We start from the raw sequence: 21,603 nt of genomic DNA on the forward strand, positions 1-21,603 counted from the left end.
AGACCCACTCGCTCCTTTCTTGTTACCATAACCAGGTTGATTGGAAGAGGGAGTCGAGGGGAGTCAGACCTACAGATGGAAGAGCAGCAAAAGAGATACGATAATCTAAAATTGGGAGAGCGCGGGGCGGTCATAAGCATTCTCGCCTATATCTGCCTGTCGGCGCTCAAGCTGATCATAGGGTATGCATCGAATTCGGAAGCGCTGCGCGCGGACGGATTGAACAATGCGACCGACATCGTCGCCTCGATCGCCGTATGGATCGGACTGAGACTCGCTCAAAGGCCTGCCGACGAGGATCATCCGTACGGACACTGGAAGTCGGAGACGATCGCTTCCCTGGTCGCGTCGTTCATCATGATGGCGGTAGGCTTGCAGGTGCTCTACGAAGCCGTCATGTCCATGTTCGAAGGCAAGGAGCAATCTCCGGATCTGATTGCCGCATGGACGGGTCTGGCCAGTGCCGCCGTCATGTACTTCGTGTACCGGCACAACAAAAAATTGGCGGCGAAGATCAACAGCCAAGCCGTCATGGCGGCCGCGAAGGACAATATCTCCGATGCCTTTGTCAGCATCGGCACCGTCATCGGCATTATCGGCTCCCAGTTTCATCTGCCATGGCTCGACCCGCTGACCGCCGTTCTGGTCGGATTCATCATCTGCAAGACGGCCTGGGACATATTCCGCGAAGCGTCGCATCATCTATCCGACGGCTTCGATGAAACCCGTATTCGATCGTTCAAGGAAATCGTGCTGAACGTTGCCGGCGTCCGCGGAGTCAAGAGCATCCGCGCGAGAAATTACGGAAACAACGCGGTTGTCGACATTGTCATTCTTGTAGCCGCCGATTCCGATTTTCAGACGGCGCATGATATCGCGACGGAAGTGGAGGAGGAGTTGATCCGTACCGAGGATGTGTACGAGGTTCATGTTCATTACGAGCCGACCCGGCCCTCCAAGCCGAAACAAATTCGAGAGACCTAAAAAAGCTCGCTCCTGCGTGGACCGCCTGAGGCGGACATTCGGGAGTGAGCTTTTTTCCGGCAGCGCTTTGAGCCGGCTGCCGTACCGGGAAGACGTTATCGCAGTCAGGTGCCGAACCGCTTGCGGTAGCCGCATTTTCGGCATAATTCCTCGACGGCTTCGCGGCGGGAAAACCCGTCGTACAGCTTGTTCGCGCGGTCGCCCTCGATAATCTCGGCGAACGGCTTCTGGTTGATGTTGCCCAGGTTGATGATTCCTTCGCCGTCCAGGCAGCATGGAACGACCGTTCCATTGGCGAGAATGGCGGCTTGGTTGCGGAGGCCATGGCAAAATCCTTTGCCGTCGTCCTCTTCGGCGTCCAGATCCGGCCATTCGAATTCGTGGTCCTGGTTCAGATAGAGCCGTTCGGCGATTTTGAGTCCCGAGCCGCGCTGGAACTTCTCTTCGATCTGATAATCCAGATTGAACTCCCGCTCAATGATCTCGAGCACCTGGCGGTTGCGCTTGATTTCCTGGTTGGTCGCGTTGTCCGTACGCAGATTCCAGAGCCGGAGCGAGAATAGAATGTCCGTCGACTCCAGAGCCTCCTTGATGAACGACAGGATCGTTGATACATACGCTTCTTTGTTGGTAGAGCCGATATGGCCGTCGAAGCTGTGCAGGGAAAAATTCATCTGGCGAAGCGCAGGCTTGTTCAGCAGCTTGGCTTTATTTTTCATGATCAACGTTCCGTTGGTCGTAATATTCACCTTGAAGCCGCGCTCATGGCTGAGATCCAGCAGCTGATCGATTTTGGGATGAAGCAGCGGCTCTCCCTTCACATGAAGATAGATATAGTCGGTATGAGGCTTGATTTCGTCCAGTCTCTTGACAAAGTCATCGACCTTGATGAAGCTGGCCTCCCTCTTGGTCGGAGGGCAGAACGTGCACGCGAGGTTGCATACGCTCGTAATTTCAATATAGAATTTTTTGAATTTCTTCAAGACGGATCCTCAATTCTCTCTATGCGGATGCAAGTTGATGATTTCAGGACAGATATGAATCTATCATAGCATCTTCATTCTCTATAATCATCTTAATCTATAATTCTGGCTGCCGCTGAGCCGGACGGAGAAAAGAAGGCCGTCAGGAAGGGGGTGTGGAGACCGAAGGAGAATATATTGCTGTTGGACCAACTCCCAAACAGGCCACGCCTAGCCTTGAAAAGGAGAACATGGACTTGCTATGAATAGCCGGACTATACGGCTGTACGAGCCTTCCGATGACCGATGCCGTTGCAGGTCACATCGCGCCGACTACGACAAGGCTCTAGGGCTGTATCGGCAGTCGGGCCGAGCAGCGTCAAAAAAAGAGAGGTGCTTACCGATGAATGAACAACATCCTGCCCGTTTCGTGAATCCGGACAAGCTGGCTCCTACTTTCGGTTATACGCATGTCGTAGAGACGACTTCCCGCAGAACCGTGTACGTCTCGGGGCAAGTGGCATTCGGAGAACAAGGGCAGCTGATTGGAGATGGGGACCTTGCCGCCCAGACGAGACAGGTGTTTGAAAATATCGCCGCTGCGCTTGAGGCCGTCGGCATGACCTTCCGGGATGTCGTGAAATTGACCTTCTTCATGACCGATATTTCCGGCATGCCGGTCGTCCGAGAGATTCGGGATCAATTCATCGACACGACTCAGCCCCCGGCAAGCTCTGCCGTGGAAGTCCGCCGGCTGATCCGGGAAGAGCTGATGATCGAGATCGAAGCCATTGCCGCCGGCAGCTGACCGTTAAGGAATTCCTTCTTCATCCATGGTATAATTCTTCTGATCGATAGGAAAAAGGACGTGAACAGCCTTGATAAGCATCACCATTCCGACACCGGAAGTCACCATTACCAAACAGAGCAATCCCGACCAGAGCCATATTTTCGGGTTTACGGATTTCCACCTGATTACGAGAGAAAAAGGCGGCATCTTCATGTTCTACAACGCCAAGGACGAGCTGCTGTTCGTCGGCAAGGCGCGGAAGCTGCGGCCTAGAATCAAGAAGCATTTCGAGGACTCTGTATCGCCTATGAAGAAGCATCGCGACGAAGTGGCCAAAATCGCGGTCTGCGTCGTAGAGGACGCGGTCGACCGGGACATTTACGAAACCTATATCGTCAATAAGTTCAAGTCGAAATACAATGTGGACAAGCAGTTCTACAACTGATCCACCCAACGAATCAACACGAAGCCCCCGTGCAAGATACAATCGTATCTTATGCGGGGGCTTTACGTTGTTCCTTATGCCGGCGGCGGAAGCCGAAAAGGCATGCCTGATAGGCTCTTGGTTAGTGCTCTTGGTTAGTGCTCTTGGTCATTTCTTCGTCGTGGAACCTTGTTTTCGTGCCGTTCCTGGCAGGCGGCCGTAACGCAGTATTTTTCGGTACATTTGTTTGTCCGGCAGCGCGTTGAAGATGGATTTGTCCGGCTTGGAATTCACTTCAATGATCCAGGGACGCAGCTTCTCGTCGATGCCGACATCGACTCCATAGGCGCGGAAACGCGGGAAGTAGGCGCCCACATGGCTGCTTGCCTGCAGTGCAAGCCGGTTCAGACGCTTCTCGTAACCGGGACGGTCCGCCTTCGGCACATGGGAACCGAGCAGATCCCACAGCGGCATCGGCTTGCCTCCGCTATGATAGTTGGTCACGATTTTGCGGGGGAGGGCAAGCCTTGCGACCGTTCCCGTTACTTCCCATTCATGCCGGGAATTGCGCTGCACCATGATTCGAAGGTCGAAAGGCCTTCCTTTGATGCGCATAAGCGGGATGCTTTTCTGAACCAGATACCGTTTTTTTTGCGACGAGGAAACGAATGCGGCATAAGCTTTTTCGTACTGCCCGAATAGACGGCTTCGAGTGCCGTTCTGAAGCCGGAATTTTCCGTTCTCCAGGGACAGCTTGAAGATGCCGAAGCCTCCTGTGCCGAGAATGGGCTTCAAATAAACCGATCCATGCTGCTCCGCCATTCGCCGGACGGATTCTTTCGTGGCCGTTGCCGTAGGCGGCAAATGTTTGGCTAGCTCTTCCTTCTTCATCATAATCCGATGTTTGCCATACTTGTTGTTCCAAAAAGGCACAGGATCCCTCCGTCGTTGGTTGTCTCCTACCAACTATATTCGCGATAGAGAAGGGTGACCTGGACCATTCAACTAGCTGGGGAAAAAATATAGAATCAGTCCGTAGAGGAGAGGCACTTATCCCGATGAAATCGATTGCAATCAAACCTGCGGGCGGATTCCCTTCCGGTACAGATCGGGCGACATGCCTGTGTATTTCTTGAACGTCTTGCTGAAATGGGATCCATGCTTGAAGCCGACCCGGTAGGCGATATCAGTGACCGGCCTTTGCCGGTCCATAGCGAACAGCACCTTGGCTTCATTTACACGTCGTTGGTACAAATAGTGGAACGGGGTGATGCCCGTCACTTCCTTGAACAGCTTCGCCAGGTAGTGCTTGTTCACATGCAGCTCCGCGGCCATGCCGTCCAGCGTAATGTCTTCCGCGAAGTTCGCCTCGATATACGAGATGACCCGCTGCGCGCTGGCTTGCTTGGCCGAGGCGGGAAAGGAGCCTTCTGCTTGAGGCTTCGAGGAAAGCTCGCGAATGAGCAGCAGCAGCTCGGTGAAGGCGAGGAGAAACCGGTCATGCGAGAGCGTGTCGCTGGCGGCATAGAGCAGGCAGAGACGCTGCAGCAGCGGCTCCAGCCTTTCCCGGTCGGATCGCTCCACGGAGAGGCGCATGTTCTTGCTTTCCTCGAACGGCTTCAAAATGTCGGTCTGGATGAATGGTGGCCGCAGCAGTTGGCCGGCAAACGAAGGATTGAAGTGGATGATCGTCCGAATGTAGCCGACCTGCTCATCCACTTTCGGATAATGCAGCGTCGTGCCGTTGAGAAGAATGAGATCGCCGGGCTCCAGATCATAGATTTTGTCTCCGATCAGATAGGTGCATCTGCCGCTGTGGAAATAGTAGATTTCGTAATCCAGATGGGAATGGAAGGTTGCAGGTATCCGCGAAGTATTATGAAGCGCTTCAATGGGAAGCTGGAACTGCTCGCGCAGCGTCATTTTTAGACGGCTCCTTATCGGGAGAGTTTCCTATTACCTTACCATAGCTTCCTTCTCATGACACCAATCAGATATAAATGAAAGGCCGAGCAAGCCAATGAAGAACATGCCGGGCAAGACCTTGCAATGTTACACTGGCCTTAATGCGAGAGATTTCGAAGATGAAGGAGAGCGACCACGATGATGACTTCAATCGGGCAACAAGCTTCCTCCGTGCGCGCCACCGTCATGCGGCTGGCCCGAACGATGCCGGTAACGGATATGCATACGCATCTATACGCACCTCAATTCGGAGACTTGCTTTTATGGGGAATCGACGAGCTCTTGATCTATCATTACCTGATCTCGGAATCATTCCGCTGGTCGGATGAAGACTACGACGCATTCTGGTCCAAGTCCAAGAAGGAGCAGGCCGACTTTATCTGGCAGCATCTGTTCCTCGATCATTCGCCCGTAAGCGAAGCCGCCAGCGGAGTCGTTTCCGTTCTGCATCAGCTTGGCCTGCCGGTCGCTTCCCGCAATCTGGACGACTATCGGCAAGCTTTCGCGGATCGGACGGCGAGAGAGCAGACGGACATCGTCATGAGGATTGCCGGCGTCAGCAGGATCGTCATGACCAACGATCCGTTCGATCCGGTGGAACGGGAGGTGTGGCTTGCCGGAAAGGGCTCTGAGGATGACCGCTTCCTGGCCGCCCTGCGGGTAGACGCTCTGCTCAATGATTGGCCGAATGCGGTGATCCAGCTGCGCGGTCTCGATTATGACGTGCAGGAGGAATGGACGGAGCGGACCATAGAGGAGACCAGACGTTTCCTATCGGAATGGGTGGACCGGATGAGCGCGCTGTATTTGGCCGTATCCATGCCGGGCGATTTCGCCTATCCTGCCGACGATCATCGCAGCCGGATGATCGATGAAGCGATGATCCCGGTCTGCACGGACAAGGGCATTCCGTTTGCGCTCATGATCGGCGTCCGCAGACGGGTGAATCCGCAGCTTCAGTCGGCCGGCGATATGAGCATGCGTTCCGACAGCGGAGCTGTGGAGGCGCTATGCCGCAAATATCCCCGTCAGAAGTTTCTCGTCACGATGCTCGCACGGGAAAACCAGCATGAGCTTGCCGTGCTGGCCCGCAAATTCAGAAACCTGATGATATTCGGATGCTGGTGGTTCCTGCATATCGACTCCATGGTGGAGGAGATGACCCGGATGCGGATCGAGCTGCTGGGCACTTCCGTCATCCCCCAGCATTCGGATTGCCGGGTGCTTGAGCAGCTGATCTACAAATGGGGATATTCCAGGACGATCATCGGAAATGTTATGGCCGACAAATACGAACGGCTGCAAAACAGCGGCTGGACTCTCACCGAGCAGGAAATCGAAAGGGATCTGAACGACTTGTTCCATAAAAACTTCTGGCGCTTTCTCGGCAAAGCCTGACCTATAAGCGATCTTATTGACAGGTTCAGATGATTCCGGTCAGCAGGCCTCCTGCCGCTCCGGCGATGACCACGATCCAAGGCGGCAGCTTCCATGACGTCAGCATGAGATAAAGAATGGAAACGAGAGCAAAGTCGGCGGGGCCGGCAATGGCGGCAGTCCACAGCGGATCGTACAATGCGGCCAGCAAAATGCCGACTACGGCAGCGTTGATGCCGGTCATCGCCCCTTGAACCCGTGGGCTTCGGCGAAGGGAATCCCAGAACGGCAAAGCGCCGGCGACGATCAGGAACGCAGGCAGGAAGATCGCGGCGGTAGCGACTGCCGCTCCGGATAGGCCTTTGGCCATCGCTCCCAAGTAAGCGGCGAAAGTAAACAGCGGTCCCGGGACGGCCTGCGCCGCACCGTATCCGGTGAGAAAGTCTGCTTGGCTTACCAAGCCTGCCGGAACCACTTCCCGCTCCAACAGAGGCAGCACGACATGGCCGCCTCCAAATACGAGGGAGCCTGCGCGGTAAAAACGATCGAACAGCGAAATCCATCCGCTCGGATACAGCCGGCTCAGCAAGGGGAGGAAGAGAAGCAATCCGACGAAGAGCGCCAGACATGCGGCAGAGAATCTGCGGCTGATCGGGACCGCCAGGCTCGGAACATCCGTACCATCGGATTTCCCGTACAGCCCTATTCCGGCCAAACCGGCCGCCGCGATCAGCAGAACCTGACTGAATGCCGCTTGCCACATCAGCGTAATGACCGATACGAGCACGACAATGGTTGCCCTGATCCTGTCAGGCGCCAGCTTCTGTCCCATGCTTGCAATCGCCTGGGCCACAATGGCCACGGCTACGATCTTCAAGCCGTGGATCCAGCCCATGCCTCCAATATCGAATCCCTTCAGCAGAAGGGCGAAGCCTGAGAGCGCGATGACGGATGGAAGCGTAAAACCGAGCCAGGCAACGAGGCCGCCTAACAAGCCGGCCCGGACAAGGCCGATTCCGATGCCGACCTGGCTGCTCGCGGGACCGGGGAGCAGCTGGCATAGCGCGACAAGATCGGCATAGCTTCGTTCGTCCATCCACCTGCGCTTGATGATGTATTCGTGATGAAAATAGCCCAAATGGGCGACCGGACCGCCGAAAGCGGTCAAACCCAGCTTCATCGACACTTGAAGGACTTCCATGAGAGCCCGCTGTTTGTTCAGCGGAACCATTTCTGCGTTCGTACCCGGATCCATCCGTTTCACTCCGATAGATTCATAGCATTCTCGATCGCGATTGACATGTCGACGAATCGGTTCTTCCATTATGGCATGAACGAGCCGAGGATAGATTCTCGACTTTTCTATAAAAGATTAAGATTTTGTATAGATGTCGATTCGAGAACATGCATGGCCAAACGGAGAGCGGGAGATGGGGGCTGGAAGGAAGCCGTGTCGGCTTCACGGAACGATCAGAGAGCTAGTTCAGCCTCCCGCTGCGGATCAGCTGCCGCATGCGCGCATGTCTGTAGACGAAAAACAAATATACGCCGATATAGGTGGGCAAAGTCAAAAGGCCATTGCTGAAATGAAGCTCATCTTGGAAGACGGCTGTTGTTCCCGACGATCCGGCATGTACCGCCATCGTATGCCTCCATGTTTTGATGATCGTGCCGGATTCATCCGTCGACAGGACCCGGCTGCGATCATCGATGGAGAGAAACGAAATCGTATGGCTGCCGAGCGGAATGAGCTTGAACAGATCCATTCGGAGTGGATATGCCCGCGTCGACCATTGTTCAGGCAGCCGGTCCCCGCCGAGCGGCTTGAAGCCCATGAGCGGAGAGGCGACTTTTTGAAAGGTGAGAGGGGATTTCAAATGGTTCCACAGGACGTCAGGAGAAATGGGCAGATTCGATTTCATGGAGATGATCATGGTTAAGGTTCCTCCTGGCTGGTCCGGATCAAGGATGAATGCTGCCGAGCCAAAATAAAGCGGGCCGCTGGAGCGGCTCGCTTTTTTGTCGATTCATCTTCAAGAGCCGCTGCTCCGAGTTTACATGGCGAACCGGATCGTCGCAACTGACGCGGGCGGCAGCTTCACCGCAAACCCGGACTCAATCGGTTCGATGCTGTCGAGCGGCTTCAGGACGACCCGCCCGGGATCTGAAAACGTATTGGCGGCATGGATGGAGTCGCCGGCCAGAAGCTGTCCGCTGCATTCGTATCGAACGCTCGATCCGCGCAGCTCCAGCGCAATGTCCGCCGGCTTCTCCGGATGGAGGTTGTACAGGCTCACATGGATAACGCCGTCTTTGCGGGAAGCCGTTGCCCCGACCTGCGGCATCGCTGCCGAGTCCGGGCCTGCCGCATACGATCCGAACTCTCCATGCAAGGCGAGCGCTTCGGCATCCTGATGCACGGCGTATATCTGGAACGCATGGTAAGTCGGCGTCAGCAGCAGGCGGTCGCCCTCGGTCAGGACGACAGCCTGCAGCACATTGACCATCTGGGCGATATTGGCCATCCGGACCCGGTCGCAATGCTTATGGAAGAGGTGAAAATGAATGGCGGCGACGAGAGCGTCCCTCATCGTATTCTGCTGGAAGAGAAAGCCGGGATTGCTTCCCGGCTCCGCATCGAACCAGTCGCCCCATTCATCGACGATGAGCCCGACCCGCTTTTGCGGATCGTACCGGTCCATGACGGTGCTGTGGCGCGTCAGAAGCTCATCCATATGGAAAGCCCTGACGAGAGTACGGGCGTATTCCTCGGCGCCGAACTCCGTTGCCGAGCCTTTCTCCTGCCACGTTCCCGGAACGGTGTAGTAATGCAGGCTGAGGCCGTCCATTTGTCCGGCGGCCTTCTGCATCAGCACCTCGGTCCAGCGGTAGTCGTCGGAATTGGCTCCGCCGGCTATTTTGTACAGCTTGTTGTCCCCGTATTGGCGGCAGTACGTCTGATATTGGCGGTACAGGTCGGCATAATGCTCCGGCAGCATATTGCCGCCGCAGCCCCAGTTCTCGTTGCCGACGCCGAAGTAGGCGAGCTTCCATGGCTTATCCCGGCCGTTCTGCCTGCGCAGATTGGCGAGAGGGGACTCGCCGTCGAACGTCATGTACTCCAGCCACTCCGACATTTCCTGTACCGTGCCGCTGCCGACATTGCCGCATATATAAGGCTCGGCTCCGATCAGCTCGCATAGGCGGAAAAACTCGTGCGTTCCGAAATGATTGTTCTCGACGACGCCGCCCCAGTGGGTGTTGATCATCTCCTTGCGCGACTCGCGGGGGCCGATGCCGTCCCGCCAATGGTATTCGTCGGCGAAGCAGCCTCCGGGCCACCTCAGCACCGGAATATGGAGCTTGCGCAGCGCTTCCAGAACATCGTTGCGGATTCCGTCCGTATTCGGGATGGGAGAGTCTTCTCCGACCCAGAGACCTTCATAGATGCAGCGCCCGAGATGCTCGGCAAAATGCCCGTATAGATTGCGGTTGATCGTACCCGTTGTCCAATCGGTATGTACGACGGCTTTCAACATGGTGATTCTCCTCTCAAATTTGAGCGTGCGCTTCTGCTTGAACGGCCAGTACCCAGCTTGCGCGCTTGCCGGCCGAAGGGTGCGGACAATGACTCGTCTTGAGCCTGGCGCGGATGGCAACGAGGCAGCCGCAGTGCATGCAAGTCGTCCCATAAGACAAGCTCTCGCATGAGCCGCACGCGGACAGCCGCTGTTCGTACAGAAATTCGGACACGCTGTCTTCGGGACGAATCTTGGCCAAGATTCTCGCTAGATGCGATTCCGGAACGGCGACGCTCTCGCGGCAGCCTTTGCACAAGCTTTCGCTGCCGGCTGCCCTATCGGCCTCTCGGGCGATGTTTCGGTCTCGGGTCTGCATGCTCTCCGACATGCTTCCAGCCTCCTTTTTGTATACGCTTTCTCTATCGTTCTGGTATGATTATATCGGTCTACAGCGGCTTTAAACCATCCATTATGATCTTCTAAAAACTGACCTATCGTGCTGAGAGAGGAGAATGTCAGCCTTGTTCCATCTGGTCAGCTGCGGATACCATTATGTACATCCAGGCGGGCTTGCCATCGATCGTCCCCGCGGCGCGGGCAACTTCGCGTTCGTCTTCTTCCGCAGCAAGTCGGAAGTCATCGTGGAAGGAGTCCGCACGGTCGTCCCGTCCGGCACCCATATTTTGATCCATCCCGAATCTTCCCATCGTTATGCCGGAATCGAGCCGCCTTTCGTCAACGATTGGCTTCACTGCGAGGGCGCGGGAATGGAGGAATGGCTTCGGGATATCCACTACCCGATCAACCAGCCCGTAAAGGCGATCGATTCCCACCTCATCTCCAGATGCATCATCGAGCTGCAGAGGATCAGCAGCCATGGAGGACAGCTTGCAGCCTCCATACTGGATCTTGAACTCCGAAGCCTGTTCATGAAGATCTGCAATTCGAAGGGAGGCTGGACGCTTCCGGAAGGGCAGAACCATTACTACGGAGCATTTGTCGACTTGCGGAGCGAGCTCCATAATTCGCCTCAGATCCGAGTCTCCGTGGAAGAGCTCGCAGCGCGCGTCAATATGAGCAAATCGTACTTCCAGCATGTGTACAAGCAGTTTTTCGGGGTGTCGGTCATGGCCGACATCATCGGAGGGAGACTGGAGTATGCCCAGTATCTGCTCGTGAACAGCCGCCTGTCTGTAGCGGAGATATCGGGAATATGCGGATACGACAATGACACCCACTTCATGCGCCAGTTCAAGAAATTCATCGGCGTCACACCGAGGGGATACAGGGTGTCCAGTCTCGAAAAGAAGCCGTGACCGCTGCGGCGCTCCGCAACTGAATTCCGGCATAGCGGCTTACGCCTGAGCTCCGCTCAGCGATCGCCGATCGTCCGATGCTTCCTGCGGAATTCCCGCGGCCGGCAGCCGGTATGCTTGGCGAAGGTGCGCACGAAGAAGGGGAAGGAGCCGAAGCCCGCTTCCTCGGCAATGGAGCCGACGGGCTCGTCGGTATGGATGAGGCGCAGCTTGGCCTGCTCGATCCGATACCGGGTCAGGTAGGACAGCGGGGTGCAGCCGAATACGCTGCGCATGCAGCGGGAGATGTAGTTCGGATGAAAGTGGACCGCCTGCGCCAGATCTCCATAGGAGATCGGCTCGCGGTAATGCTGGCGAAGATAGGAAGCCGCCTGCTCCGCTATCGCAAGACGAGGGTTCGCGGGCGGCTGCATAACGGCGCCTTGAAGCAGCGTCAGCAGCATGTTCTGGAATAGGTTCTGCTGCTTCAGACGGTCGAGCGCGGAAGGCTCGTCCAGCAGCTGGTTCAGCTGGCGCAGCAGGCTGTAGACGGAATCGGGCTGGACGATGCTGCCGAACCGGGGAAGCTGAAAGGCGAATTGATGGATGCGGATGAAAGGATCGTCAGTCGTCACGGCGTGCGGCTCCACACTTTCGGCCGTCTCGCTCCAGGCTCCGAGCGTATGCAGATGAACCCAGAAAAAATGCGTTTCAGTGCTGCAAGGCCTGTAGGAGCGGTGAGCGCGATCCGGCCTCAGCAGCAAGTATTGGCCGGCAGCCACATCGAACGAAGACTGCTCTTCGGCGACATAGAGGCAGCCCTTCGCGACGACGAGAAGGTCGAACACGCCGATGTCCCTCCGCGCGGGATGGCTGCCTCCAGGCATATACGAATCTTCGCCGCTGAAGATGTAATGAGGCAGCGGCGGCGCGACAAAACGTATTTCCGACATAACCGTCTCCTTCATGCAAAATCAATTTGTCCAAGTAAATGCTTATTATATCAGAGCTTGCTGCTCGCGCTAAAGTCCAGATCGGACAAATAGATGTTGTCTTTCGATCTTATCGGCATGCATCGGCCTATGCTATATTCCCCTGGTAATCCTACCGAAAGGGGAATCGGGAATGAGCTTGAACAGTTCGGCATACGAGGCGCTGCCGCTTGGCCGCGTTCTGCCGCTTGGCTGGATGAAGGATCAGCTGCGGCTGCAGGCGGACGGCCTGACGGGTCATTTGGAGGAGCATTGGGACGATGTCGGTCCCGGCAACGGCTGGATCGGAGGCTCGGGGGAAAGCTGGGAGCGCGGGCCCTATTACTTGGACGGGCTCGTACCGCTCGCCTATCTGCTTCAGGATGAGCGCCTGATCGCCAAGGCCCGGCGCTGGATCGAATGGTCGCTGGCCAGCCAGCGGGAGGACGGCTCGTTCGGCCCGGACCGGATACAGTCTGTCAACGAGGATATCGATAAAAGCCAGGATTGGTGGCATTACATGATCATGATGAAGGTCATGATCCAGTACGAGGAAGCGACCGGCGACAACCGCATCGTTCCTTTCCTCATCCGATTTTTCCGGTATATGCATATGAACATGCACCACCATCCGCTCAAGAACTGGGCCGTTCCGCGCGGAGCGGAGCTGATGCTTGCCCTTCACTGGACATACGGCAGGACCAAGGAGCCTTTTCTTCTGGAGCTGTCGCAAACGGTTTCGGAACAAACGACGGACTGGACCGCCATTCTGGATCGTTTTCCGTTCTGGCGGAAGGTCGAGCACTGGGATCACCGCACGCATGTCGTCAACGTGGCGATGGGAATCAAGACGCCGGGCCTGCTCTACGAGCTGACAGGCGACGAGAAGCTCCGATCGGCCGTCCACCGCGGCATCGACAGCCTGATGGCTTATCACGGCCAGGCCCATGGCATGTTCTCCGGCGATGAATGGCTGTCCGGAACGCATCCTTCCCAAGGCGTGGAGCTATGCGCCGTCGTCGAGTACATGTTCACCTTGGAGCAATTGGTTCGCATTTTTGGGGATGGACGGTTCGGAGACATCCTGGAGAAGGTCGCCTTCAACGCGCTTCCTGCAGCGATATCGGCCGATTGGACTTCCCATCAATACGACCAGCAGGTCAACCAGATCATCTGCAACGTAGCCAAACGGGACTGGAGCAACGGCGACGAGGCCAATCTGTTCGGCCTGGAGCCGAACTTCGGCTGCTGTACGGCCAATATGCATCAAGGCTGGCCCAAGCTGGCCGCGCATGCCTGGATGTCGGACCGCCGAGGCGGACTTGCCGCCGTCTCTTACATTCCATGCATCGTGAAGGCCGTTGTCGGGAGCGGCAGCGAAGCCGAGCTGACCGTCGGCGGCGGGTATCCGTTCCGCGAGAACGTCTCCATCGGATTGTCGCTCGCCGGACCGGAGAAGTTCGCCCTGCATCTGCGCATCCCGGCTTGGTGCGCGGAGCCGGCTCTGTCCATCAACGGCAAGCATGTGCAGCTGCAGGTTGACCATGGCTTTGCGCTCGTGGAGCGGGAGTGGAACGACGGCGATGCCGTCGAGCTGAGCCTGCCGATGAAGGTCGAGCTGATCTCGCGCAATCTGTATGCGCTCAGCGTGGAACGCGGCCCGCTTGTATACGCGCTTCCCATTGGCGAGAACTGGCTGCCGCATATCTCTCGGGAGAAATTCAGCGATTGGGAGATCTATCCGACGACAGCATGGCGGTACGGGCTTGTCGAAGGCGCGGGCTTCGAATTCGCGAGCGGAGAGATTCCTTCCCAGCCTTTCCTCGCGGAGCAGTCTCCCGTCAAGCTGAAGACCAAGGGCAGGCTCGTCCGCAATTGGCCGATGGCAGGGAACAATGCGGATTCCCCGCCTCTGAATCCCGATGCGGAAGGGCAGAAGGAACAAGAGATCATCCTCGTTCCTTACGGCGGCGCGAAGCTTCGGGTCGGGGAGTTTCCAACCATTCGATCGCAACCGGATCGAGCTCAGCGACCGGCAAGCAGGGCAGAAGCTCATCTATGACGCCGGGACTTCCTATCGGCTATGGATGATTTGGAACAACGAAGCGGCCGAAGGCTTCTTCTGTCCGGAGCCCCAGATCAATCTGGTCAACGCTCCGAACGTCGGCATGGATCCCGAAGCCATCGGCCTCGTCTCTTTGAAGCCGGGAGAGATATGGGAAGAGACTTCACGCCTCTACGTCCTTGAAATGTAAGCCGCAAGGAAAGGACGATTGGCTGTGACAAGAGCTTGTTTTCGGACGGACTAAAGCGATTCACGCAGCCAGACGGCCATCTCGCCAGAACGCCGGTTGCCCCAGAGAGCATAAGGGACAAAGGTGAGCTTGCAGGTTTCGACAACGGGTGGAGAGTGACGATACAGGGAAGTTTCCTCCTCCAGCGGAGCGCGCAGCCTCTCGCCGCGAGCCTGCAGCAGTACTGCTCCGGTGCTCCACTCAGAAGGAACCTCCGTAATCTCGGAAACTGAAGGCAGCGAGAGCGCGGCCAGAGGGGCCTCGTTGTCGGCTTCCTCCAGGCAGTAGATCATTGGACCGCGCTGCAGCGCTACCTTGCCGACATCAGCCCGAAGCTGCGGATGGCTGTAAATCCGCCGGGGCTCCATGGCAAAGCCGATGTCGATGACGTCGCCCTGCTCCCAGCGCCTGTACAGATAAGCATACCCGCTCCTGATGTCCGGATCGGCCTCCTGCCCGTTGATTTCGAGGCGGAGGGTGCTGGACCAGGCAGGCATCCGAAGCGCAATGGAGAACGGGTTGCCGGCTGGGAGATCCGTGATGGTCAGGCTCGCTTCCGGCTTCCACGGAATTCCGCTCTCCAGCTTGATGGCCGCCTTGCCGCCGACGAGCTGGACTTCAGCCTCGCTGCCGATATAGAGATGAACATAAAGGTTCTCGTTATCCGATGTGAAAATATAATGTCCCAGGGAAGAGAGGAGCCGCGCGGCATTGGGCGGACAGCAGGCGCAGCCATACCAGGCTTGCCTTTCCGTTTTGATATGGTGCTTGCCGGGATTCCCTCTGCTGGCCTCCGGCCAGACTTCCATCGGGTTGACGTAGAAATAATGCTTGCCGTCTGCCGACATGCCGGAAGAGACCGTGTTGTACAGCGCAAGCTCCATAATATCTCCATACTCGCTGCTGACTTCGAGCAGAAGCATGCGCCGGGCAAAGAAGATCAGCCCGATCGAGGCGCATGTCTCCGAATAGTTCGTGTCGTTGGGCAGATCGTAGTCGATTGTAAACGCTTCCCCGATGGGAGTGGACCCGATGCCGCCCGTCACGTACATCTGCTTATGGACGATGCTGCTCCACAGCTTCCTGCAGGCAGCCAGCAGTCCTTCGTCCTGGCGCAGCCTGGCCAGGTCGGCCATCGCAGCGTACATATAGACAGCCCGGACGGCATGGCCGACCGCCGTTTCCTGCTCCCTGACGGGCAGATGGGCTTGATGGTAGTGCAGAGAGGGCGGGGTTTTCTGTACGCCTGGATGCCAGTGGCTGGTACGGCCGCGCTTTTCCCATTCCAGATGGAAGAAGTCCGGCTTCTGTCCTCGCTCGTCGATGAAGAAGCCGGCCAGATCCAAGTACTTCCGCTCGCCTGTGGCTTCGTACAGCCTGACGAGCGCAAGCTCGATTTCCTGGTGGCCGTCATAGCCGCGGAGCTTGCCCGGCTCGGGTCCGAATACGAAGTCGATATGGTCCGCGAGCTTGACGGCGATGTTGAGCAGGTCCGTCTTTCCTGTGCAGGAATAGCGGGCCGCAGCGGCTTCGATGAAGTGTCCCGCAGAGTACAGCTCGTGGCAGTCGGCCAGATTGGTCCACCTCTTGCCGGGTTCGGCCACCGTGAAGTAGGTATTGAGATAGCCGTCGGCCTGCTGGGCGGCTCCGATGAGCCTGGCCGCTTCTTCCACTTGACGCTCCAGCTCCGGGTCGAAGGCCGATCCGAGTTGATAGGATGCGGCTTCAAGCCATTTGTAGAGATCCGTGTCCTGAAAGACGAAGCCTTCGAAGCGTCCTTCCTGGAGCCCTGCTGCAATACGGAAGTTCGCTATCGCCCGGCTGGGCTCGGCGCCTGCGATCCGGTCATGGAGAGCCTCCCACTGATAGGGAAGAACGGTATTCCGCACCAGTCTCTGATAGGGGGTCCAGTAGCCATCCTCGACGCGGACGCTCGTTCCAGGCTTCGTCGCGTTATTATCGCTCATCGTGGAATTCTCCTTCATGCAAGGATTCGCGGCCGCTGCTGCGGCTCGCTGATTCCATCATAAAAAAACGGAGACGCCTTTGTCGGCAGGCAATCCCGTAGATTAAGTGTCAAAAACGGACTTCATGGCGGAAAGCCTCGGAGGTGGAGGATGGATTATTTGCCCTTGCATTTGCGTCAGCCTTACCGGTTTCATGAAGGGGGAAGGTTTATTTCCGACGAGGATTGGTCCCATATGGATCGAATCATTGAGGACCATGAACTGATGATCGGGGTTTCCGGAGTCGTATTCCTGGAAGTGGACGGCCGCTTGCTGGAGCTGAGGGAAAGCGACATCCTGATTTTGTTTCCAGGGCAGCGTCACCGCGGGTACAAGCTTTCCGCTCCTGGCGTTTCCTTCTACTGGTTCCACTTCGATCCTGCCGAGCCGCCATCGGGGGAGCCTCAAAGCCTGATCCCTCGCCATGCGCGCTGCTCCTTTCCGAGCCGGGTTCATATTCTGGCCAGGCAGCTGCTTCACGCGGCCAGTGGAGGATATGCCATCGCGGCTGCGGGCGACTATTTTCTGACCTCTCTGCTGATCGAGCTGGGAGAGCAGCTCCATGATTCGGCCGGGCTGCAGGAGACGGATCCGCGGCTGGCCGAGCTGCTGGCCTGGATAAGGCTGCATGCTCATGAAAGGCCGATCTCCCTCGAATCCGCAGCCAGTCGGATCGGCTACAACAAAGACTATCTGGCCCGCCTGTTCAAGCGCAAGTTCGGGGTCAGCCTGCTGGCCTATGTCCACGCCTTGAAGCTGGACGCCTCCAAGAATCTGCTGGCAGGCAGCCGGCTCGGAGTCAAGGAAGTAGCGGAAAAAGTCGGGGCAGGGGACGACAAGCAATTTTCGAAGTGGTTCAAGAAAAAGACCGGTTTGACCCCGACAGCCTACCGGCTTTCCTTTTCTGGCACGACGCTGAACAATCGTTGAGGCTGAATCCATATGGGATAATCGATGTCTTTCCATGCATCCGGCCAAGCAAGAAACCGTCGTCTTCGGTCATGCCTGCAAATGCTTTTCCAGCCACCCTGCAGGTGTTCAATCCATAATCGGTTTCCAGGTAATTCTTAACCTCCTCCTCCGCCGAAAAGCTAGGCTTGTTCTCCTTCGGCCGCCGCAGCCCGCTCGGCTCCTTGGCCCCGAAGCTTGCGGACAAGCGGGGGAAGAGAAGTCAAATAAAACGCGCTGACAGCCACCGTGCATAGGGCAACCGAATAATGCAGCCAAGCAATGGAGATCCAAGCCGGAAAAGCAAAGGCGATAAACCCGAGGGAAAGCGAATGGCCGAGCATCATGACCGGTTCGATCAAAGCGTTGACACGGCCCATTCGATCCGGAGGCACCAGCTCCGGCATCCAGCTCCCGAGCGCGATGTTGATCGGGGCGATGGCGATTCCGGCGAAAAGGATGAGGATGAAATAGATTTCGATTCGCTCGGCCATTCCGAGTCCGGCAATAAGCAGGCTGGAGAGGAATAGGCCGCCGATCAGAATCGGAGCTCTCGTCAGGCGGCGTATCATCCATGGGCCGAGCAGGCTGCCGATGAGGAAGCCAATTCCGAGGAAGACCGTAATCAGCGAGGAGTGGACGACGTATTGATCGGGACTCAGCTTGTATTTCATGGCAAAGAGGGGGAGCACGGCGAACACGCCGTTGACCAGGCCGAAAAACAGAAATCCGCTGATCAGGACCACTAACAGCCGATTGCCCATCAGATACCGGAGGCCTTGCCAAAATTCCTTGAGAAGCAGGGAGAAGCGGAGATCTCGGAGACGGCTCATTCCGTTCGGAGTGCGGGCATGGGCAGGGAAATCCCCCCTCGAAATCAACAGGCCGGAGACGAGGAAGCTGACGGCATCCACGATGATAGCGCCTTCAATTCCGATGAAATGATAGGCGGCCGCGCCGAGGCTCATGCCGAAAAGCATGAACATGCCCAGCACCATTTGATTGAGGCCCGATGCCTGTACATAAGCGTCCTGAGGGATGCTGCCTTGCAGCAGCCCCATTTCGGCGGGACCGAAAAACTTGGAGATCGCGCTGCGGAGAAACAAAACCAGAAAGCAGGCGAACAGCAGGTCGAAATGGACGAACAGAAGCAGCAGCGCGGTAAGGCCCGCCCGTATCCAGTCGCTGTACGCCGCGATGATCTTGCGGTCGAATCGATCCGCAATGACGCCGACGATCCAGAATACCGCCAGTGTCGGCAGAGAGTACATAAGCTCGGCCGTCGTCGCCAGCGAAGGCTTTTCGCTGTACCGGTCGACCAGATAGAAGGCGAATGCCATATTGCCGACTACGCTGCCCAGCTGCGATGAGAAGGCCGCGAAGAACAGCTTGTTGAACGTCGAATTGCGAAACAGCGTCTTCATAGCGTTTCCTCTCTGGATGGCCGGCGGCTGTCCGTCGCAGGCCGAAGCAGAGACTTCAAATAGTCCAGAAGCGCTTCGATCTGCATCGGGGAATTCGCCTTGGCGGCTCCAACCGCGTAGGTATGCGTTACAATGCCCTCTTGAAAAGAAGCGGCAAGCCGGGATATGTCCAGCACGCCCAGCACGGGATTGAACTCCCCGCGGTCGATGCCGGTTTGGAGAAGCTCAGCGAATTGAACGATGCCCTTCTCGTAGCGGCGGCGAAGAAGCTCGCGGCGCGCCTCATCTCTCCAGCCGACCAGGAAATACTCGTAGAATGCCGGCATGAGGCCGCGATCCGATGAACTCGCCCATTCATTCAACCGCATGGAATACGAAGCGGAGATCAGCTCCCATACCGATGTCGACGATGCCTCAAGCCCTGCAAGGTACCGTTCGTGATCGGCATCCTGATGGTCCAGGAGCGCCTCAAAAATTTCCTCCTTGGTCGGATAGTACAAATAAATCCATCCTCGGCTCATTCCGGCTTCCTCGATGATATCCTTGAGTGTCGCAGCTCCGAACCCTTTCTCGGCAAATACGCGCTTCGCCGCTTCAAGGATTTGTTGCCTTCGACGTTCTTTGCGTTCGTCAGATAGTTTGGGCGACATTCCTGTATCCTCCCACAAAATGAACTTCGTGTCATTTTGAGTATAGGGAAAACGGCTTCCAGTTTCAACTCTGTTTTCCATCCAAAACCAGTTGGCGGCATAGACAGCCATGATACAATGGTGATATTTGGAGATGCCAAGCCTGGATATATCCGGAAGGAGAGTGTTGATCATGTCGAAAATCTTGACCCGGTCCGAGGTCGACGCAGAGACGACTTGGGATTTGCGCGACATTTTTGAATCGAAGGAAGCCTGGGAGCAGGAATGGAATGCCATTGTGCAGGATCTGCCTTCCGTCACGAAATACGAAGGCACGCTGGGCGAAGGCGCGGACAAGCTGCTCGCCTGTCTGGTCGCGCAGGAAGAGCTGCAGAGCCGGATCAGCCGGGTATACGCGTATGCCCATCTGCATCAATCCGGAGACAGCATCGATCCGGACAATCAGATGAACGCCGCCAAAGCGCGCGATCTTTCCTCGCAGGCCGGCTCCGCCTTTTCCTTCATCAAATCCGAAATCATCTCGCTCCCGGACGGAACGGTCGCCGCGTACATGAGCGAGCAGCCCGCTTTGCGGGATTTCGAGCGGAGCCTCGGCCTGCTGCTGCAGACGAAGCCCCATCGGCTGACGGCGGAGACGGAAAAGGTTCTGGCTTCCTTCGGCGAAGTGCTGGGCGCGCCATACCGCATCTATGAACGCGGCAAGCTGACGGATATGACCTTCCCGGCCGCGAAGGACGGCAGCGGGAATGAGCTGCCGGTTTCGTTTGCGCTCTATGAGAACAAATACGCGGAATCGCCGGATACCGAGCTGCGGCGCAATGCGTTCAAAGCGTTCAGCGGAACGCTGCGCAGCTACCGCAACACCTTCGCCGAAGCCTACGGCACCGAAGTGAAGCGGCAGGTGATCGAGTCGCGCCTGCGGGGATATGATTCCGTCACGGACATGCTCTTGACGCCGCAGCAGGTCACGACCGAAATGTACGCCAACATCCTGGACATTCTGCAGGAAGAGCTGGCGCCTCATATGCGCAAGTACGCGGCGCTCAAGAAGCGGGTGCTTCAGCTGGACGAGATGACGTTCGCGGATCTGAAAGCTCCGCTCGACCCCGATTTCAGTCCCGGCATTACGTTCCAGGAAGCGGGAGAGCTGATCAAGGAAGCTCTTGCCGTCCTTGGTCCCGAGTACGGCGAGATCGTGTCGGATGCGTTCCGGGACCGCTGGGTCGATTATGCGGACAACGCCGGCAAGAGAACCGGCGCGTTCTGCATGTCGATTCCCGGCGTCCACTCCTATATTCTGATCAGCTGGGCGGACAGCATGAGAGGCGCATTCACGCTCGCCCACGAAATCGGGCATGCAGGCCATCTGATGCTTGGAAGCCGTTATCAGCGCCCGACGAACGCCAGGCCGTCGCTTTACTTCATCGAAGCGCCATCGACGATGAACGAGCTGCTGCTGGCGGACCATCTGCTGTCGCGCTCGGAGGATCCCCGCATGCGCCGCTGGGTCATATCCCAGCTGCTCGGCACTTATTTCCACAACTTCGTCACCCACCTGCTCGAAGGCGAGCTTCAGCGCCGAGTCTACGGCCTCGCCATGCAGGACGTGCCGATCACGGCCGTGAAGCTGTGCGAGCTGAAGGGAGACATCCTCTCTTCGTTCTGGGGCGGTGATGTCGTCATCGATGACGATGCCAAGCTGACCTGGATGCGCCAGCCGCATTATTATATGAGCCTGTATCCTTACACTTATGCGGCTGGACTGACCGTATCGACGGCGGCAGCGCAGCTCATCCGGGAGGAGGGACAGCCCGCGGTGGATCGCTGGCTGGAGGTTCTCAAATCAGGCGGCTCGATGAGTCCGCTTGAGCTGATCCGGCTCGCAGGCGTCGATATGTCGAAGCCCGATCCGATCCGCACCGCCGCAGCCTATGTCGGCTCCCTGATCGACGAGCTGGAAAGCTTGTACTGACCGGCCTCGCGCTGCGGGCC

At 57.1% G+C, this 21,603-nt stretch carries 19 protein-coding genes and 1 pseudogene; 9 read left to right on the plus strand and 11 right to left on the minus strand.

Going from position 1 to position 21,603, the window contains the following annotated elements; all coding sequences use genetic code 11:
• The first annotated feature begins 75 nt into the window (after positions 1-75).
• Positions 76-984: a cation diffusion facilitator family transporter gene (locus PHU01S_RS00990; RefSeq protein ID WP_049867379.1), complete on the plus strand. Its 909-nt coding sequence runs from the start codon at positions 76-78 to the stop codon at positions 982-984.
• A gap of 104 nt (positions 985-1,088) precedes the next feature.
• Here PHU01S_RS00990 and PHU01S_RS00995 read toward each other — a convergent pair whose 3' ends face one another.
• Entirely contained in the window at positions 1,089-1,967 is an 879-nt protein-coding gene (locus tag PHU01S_RS00995) for a radical SAM/SPASM domain-containing protein (RefSeq protein WP_021877983.1), read from the minus strand.
• A gap of 382 nt (positions 1,968-2,349) precedes the next feature.
• On the opposite strand from PHU01S_RS00995, the gene PHU01S_RS01000 reads away from it, so the two are divergent.
• Together PHU01S_RS01000 and PHU01S_RS01005 are read left to right on the plus strand one after the other, a co-directional pair.
• Entirely contained in the window at positions 2,350-2,754 is a 405-nt protein-coding gene (locus tag PHU01S_RS01000; RefSeq protein WP_049867378.1) for a RidA family protein, read from the plus strand.
• A gap of 70 nt (positions 2,755-2,824) precedes the next feature.
• Positions 2,825-3,181, plus strand: a complete 357-nt coding sequence (locus tag PHU01S_RS01005) for a nucleotide excision repair endonuclease (protein WP_048744370.1) — start codon at positions 2,825-2,827, stop codon at positions 3,179-3,181.
• 147 nt (positions 3,182-3,328) lie between these two features.
• On the opposite strand, the gene PHU01S_RS01010 is transcribed toward PHU01S_RS01005, so the two are convergent.
• Both PHU01S_RS01010 and PHU01S_RS01015 read right to left on the minus strand, forming a co-directional pair.
• Positions 3,329-4,093: a YheC/YheD family protein gene (locus PHU01S_RS01010; RefSeq protein WP_164762932.1), complete on the minus strand. Its 765-nt coding sequence runs from the start codon at positions 4,091-4,093 to the stop codon at positions 3,329-3,331.
• 141 nt (positions 4,094-4,234) lie between these two features.
• Entirely contained in the window at positions 4,235-5,083 is an 849-nt protein-coding gene (locus tag PHU01S_RS01015; RefSeq protein WP_048744372.1) for a helix-turn-helix transcriptional regulator, read from the minus strand.
• Between the two features lie 183 nt (positions 5,084-5,266).
• Here PHU01S_RS01015 and PHU01S_RS01020 point away from each other — a divergent pair, with 183 nt between their 5' ends.
• Entirely contained in the window at positions 5,267-6,523 is a 1,257-nt protein-coding gene (locus PHU01S_RS01020) for a glucuronate isomerase (RefSeq protein ID WP_164762941.1), read from the plus strand.
• 25 nt (positions 6,524-6,548) lie between these two features.
• Here PHU01S_RS01020 and chrA read toward each other — a convergent pair whose 3' ends face one another.
• From chrA to PHU01S_RS01040, 4 genes are all read right to left on the minus strand, one after another.
• Positions 6,549-7,757 (minus strand): chromate efflux transporter, encoded by a 1,209-nt coding sequence (gene chrA, locus PHU01S_RS01025; protein WP_246029109.1) that lies wholly within the window; start codon positions 7,755-7,757, stop codon positions 6,549-6,551.
• A gap of 223 nt (positions 7,758-7,980) precedes the next feature.
• Complete coding sequence (locus PHU01S_RS01030; protein WP_127505617.1) at positions 7,981-8,436, minus strand: Rv1443c family protein; 456 nt, start codon at positions 8,434-8,436, stop codon at positions 7,981-7,983.
• A 120-nt stretch (positions 8,437-8,556) separates the two neighbouring features.
• On the minus strand, positions 8,557-10,041 hold the full coding sequence (locus tag PHU01S_RS26845) for an alpha-N-arabinofuranosidase (RefSeq protein WP_127505619.1): 1,485 nt from the start codon (positions 10,039-10,041) through the stop codon (positions 8,557-8,559).
• A 13-nt stretch (positions 10,042-10,054) separates the two neighbouring features.
• Positions 10,055-10,411 (minus strand): DUF6171 family protein, encoded by a 357-nt coding sequence (locus PHU01S_RS01040; RefSeq protein ID WP_174806331.1) that lies wholly within the window; start codon positions 10,409-10,411, stop codon positions 10,055-10,057.
• A 133-nt stretch (positions 10,412-10,544) separates the two neighbouring features.
• Between PHU01S_RS01040 and PHU01S_RS01045 the strand changes: the two genes are divergently transcribed.
• Complete coding sequence (locus tag PHU01S_RS01045) at positions 10,545-11,339, plus strand: helix-turn-helix domain-containing protein (protein ID WP_246029110.1); 795 nt, start codon at positions 10,545-10,547, stop codon at positions 11,337-11,339.
• Positions 11,340-11,395: 56 nt separating this feature from the next.
• Here the strand turns inward: PHU01S_RS01045 and PHU01S_RS01050 are convergent, their stop codons facing one another.
• Positions 11,396-12,271: a helix-turn-helix transcriptional regulator gene (locus PHU01S_RS01050; RefSeq protein WP_127505623.1), complete on the minus strand. Its 876-nt coding sequence runs from the start codon at positions 12,269-12,271 to the stop codon at positions 11,396-11,398.
• Positions 12,272-12,443: 172 nt separating this feature from the next.
• Between PHU01S_RS01050 and PHU01S_RS01055 the strand changes: the two genes are divergently transcribed.
• Together PHU01S_RS01055 and PHU01S_RS01060 are read left to right on the plus strand one after the other, a co-directional pair.
• Positions 12,444-14,351 (plus strand): beta-L-arabinofuranosidase domain-containing protein, encoded by a 1,908-nt coding sequence (locus PHU01S_RS01055; RefSeq protein WP_049867373.1) that lies wholly within the window; start codon positions 12,444-12,446, stop codon positions 14,349-14,351.
• A pseudogene (locus tag PHU01S_RS01060) lies at positions 14,299-14,544 on the plus strand (aldose 1-epimerase); the annotation flags it as partial. The gene PHU01S_RS01055 and the pseudogene PHU01S_RS01060, both read left to right, overlap by 53 nt.
• Positions 14,545-14,594: 50 nt before the next feature.
• Here the strand turns inward: PHU01S_RS01060 and PHU01S_RS01065 are convergent.
• Positions 14,595-16,550 carry a glycoside hydrolase family 127 protein gene (locus PHU01S_RS01065; RefSeq protein ID WP_127505625.1) on the minus strand — a complete coding sequence of 652 codons (1,956 nt, stop codon included), beginning with the start codon at positions 16,548-16,550 and terminating at the stop codon, positions 14,595-14,597.
• A gap of 234 nt (positions 16,551-16,784) precedes the next feature.
• On the opposite strand from PHU01S_RS01065, the gene PHU01S_RS01070 reads away from it, so the two are divergent.
• Positions 16,785-17,519, plus strand: coding sequence for a helix-turn-helix domain-containing protein (locus tag PHU01S_RS01070; RefSeq protein WP_164762933.1), 735 nt, complete (start codon positions 16,785-16,787; stop codon positions 17,517-17,519).
• Between the two features lie 161 nt (positions 17,520-17,680).
• Here PHU01S_RS01070 and PHU01S_RS01075 read toward each other — a convergent pair whose 3' ends face one another.
• Together PHU01S_RS01075 and PHU01S_RS01080 are read right to left on the minus strand one after the other, a co-directional pair.
• The gene (locus PHU01S_RS01075; RefSeq protein ID WP_127505629.1) at positions 17,681-18,961 is read right to left on the minus strand and encodes an MFS transporter; all 1,281 of its coding nucleotides are present in this window, start codon (positions 18,959-18,961) and stop codon (positions 17,681-17,683) included.
• Positions 18,958-19,611: a TetR family transcriptional regulator gene (locus PHU01S_RS01080; protein WP_049867369.1), complete on the minus strand. Its 654-nt coding sequence runs from the start codon at positions 19,609-19,611 to the stop codon at positions 18,958-18,960. The genes PHU01S_RS01075 and PHU01S_RS01080 overlap by 4 nt, the downstream gene beginning before the upstream one ends.
• A 172-nt stretch (positions 19,612-19,783) precedes the next feature.
• On the opposite strand from PHU01S_RS01080, the gene pepF reads away from it, so the two are divergent.
• Positions 19,784-21,583 (plus strand): oligoendopeptidase F, encoded by a 1,800-nt coding sequence (pepF, locus tag PHU01S_RS01085; protein ID WP_127505631.1) that lies wholly within the window; start codon positions 19,784-19,786, stop codon positions 21,581-21,583.
• The last annotated feature ends 20 nt before the right edge of the window (positions 21,584-21,603 follow it).

The organism is Paenibacillus humicus NBRC 102415, assembly GCF_004000905.1.
GTDB lineage: Bacteria > Bacillota > Bacilli > Paenibacillales > Paenibacillaceae > Paenibacillus_O > Paenibacillus_O humicus.

Excerpts from the sequence above, each read along its gene's own strand:
- PHU01S_RS01065 (WP_127505625.1), bottom strand. The coding sequence starts at position 16,550 with ATGAGCGATAATAACGCGACGAAGCCTGGAACGAGCGTCCGCGTCGAG.
- PHU01S_RS01040 (WP_174806331.1), bottom strand. The coding sequence starts at position 10,411 with ATGTCGGAGAGCATGCAGACCCGAGACCGAAACATCGCCCGAGAGGCC.
- PHU01S_RS01070 (WP_164762933.1), top strand. The coding sequence starts at position 16,785 with ATGGATCGAATCATTGAGGACCATGAACTGATGATCGGGGTTTCCGGA.
- chrA (WP_246029109.1), bottom strand. The coding sequence starts at position 7,757 with ATGGATCCGGGTACGAACGCAGAAATGGTTCCGCTGAACAAACAGCGG.
- PHU01S_RS01080 (WP_049867369.1), bottom strand. The coding sequence starts at position 19,611 with ATGTCGCCCAAACTATCTGACGAACGCAAAGAACGTCGAAGGCAACAA.
- PHU01S_RS01020 (WP_164762941.1), top strand. The coding sequence starts at position 5,267 with ATGACTTCAATCGGGCAACAAGCTTCCTCCGTGCGCGCCACCGTCATG.
- pepF (WP_127505631.1), top strand. The coding sequence starts at position 19,784 with ATGTCGAAAATCTTGACCCGGTCCGAGGTCGACGCAGAGACGACTTGG.
- PHU01S_RS01015 (WP_048744372.1), bottom strand. The coding sequence starts at position 5,083 with ATGACGCTGCGCGAGCAGTTCCAGCTTCCCATTGAAGCGCTTCATAAT.
- PHU01S_RS26845 (WP_127505619.1), bottom strand. The coding sequence starts at position 10,041 with ATGTTGAAAGCCGTCGTACATACCGATTGGACAACGGGTACGATCAAC.
- PHU01S_RS01075 (WP_127505629.1), bottom strand. The coding sequence starts at position 18,961 with ATGAAGACGCTGTTTCGCAATTCGACGTTCAACAAGCTGTTCTTCGCG.
- PHU01S_RS01055 (WP_049867373.1), top strand. The coding sequence starts at position 12,444 with ATGAGCTTGAACAGTTCGGCATACGAGGCGCTGCCGCTTGGCCGCGTT.
- PHU01S_RS01000 (WP_049867378.1), top strand. The coding sequence starts at position 2,350 with ATGAATGAACAACATCCTGCCCGTTTCGTGAATCCGGACAAGCTGGCT.
- PHU01S_RS01050 (WP_127505623.1), bottom strand. The coding sequence starts at position 12,271 with ATGTCGGAAATACGTTTTGTCGCGCCGCCGCTGCCTCATTACATCTTC.
- PHU01S_RS00990 (WP_049867379.1), top strand. The coding sequence starts at position 76 with ATGGAAGAGCAGCAAAAGAGATACGATAATCTAAAATTGGGAGAGCGC.
- PHU01S_RS01030 (WP_127505617.1), bottom strand. The coding sequence starts at position 8,436 with ATGATCATCTCCATGAAATCGAATCTGCCCATTTCTCCTGACGTCCTG.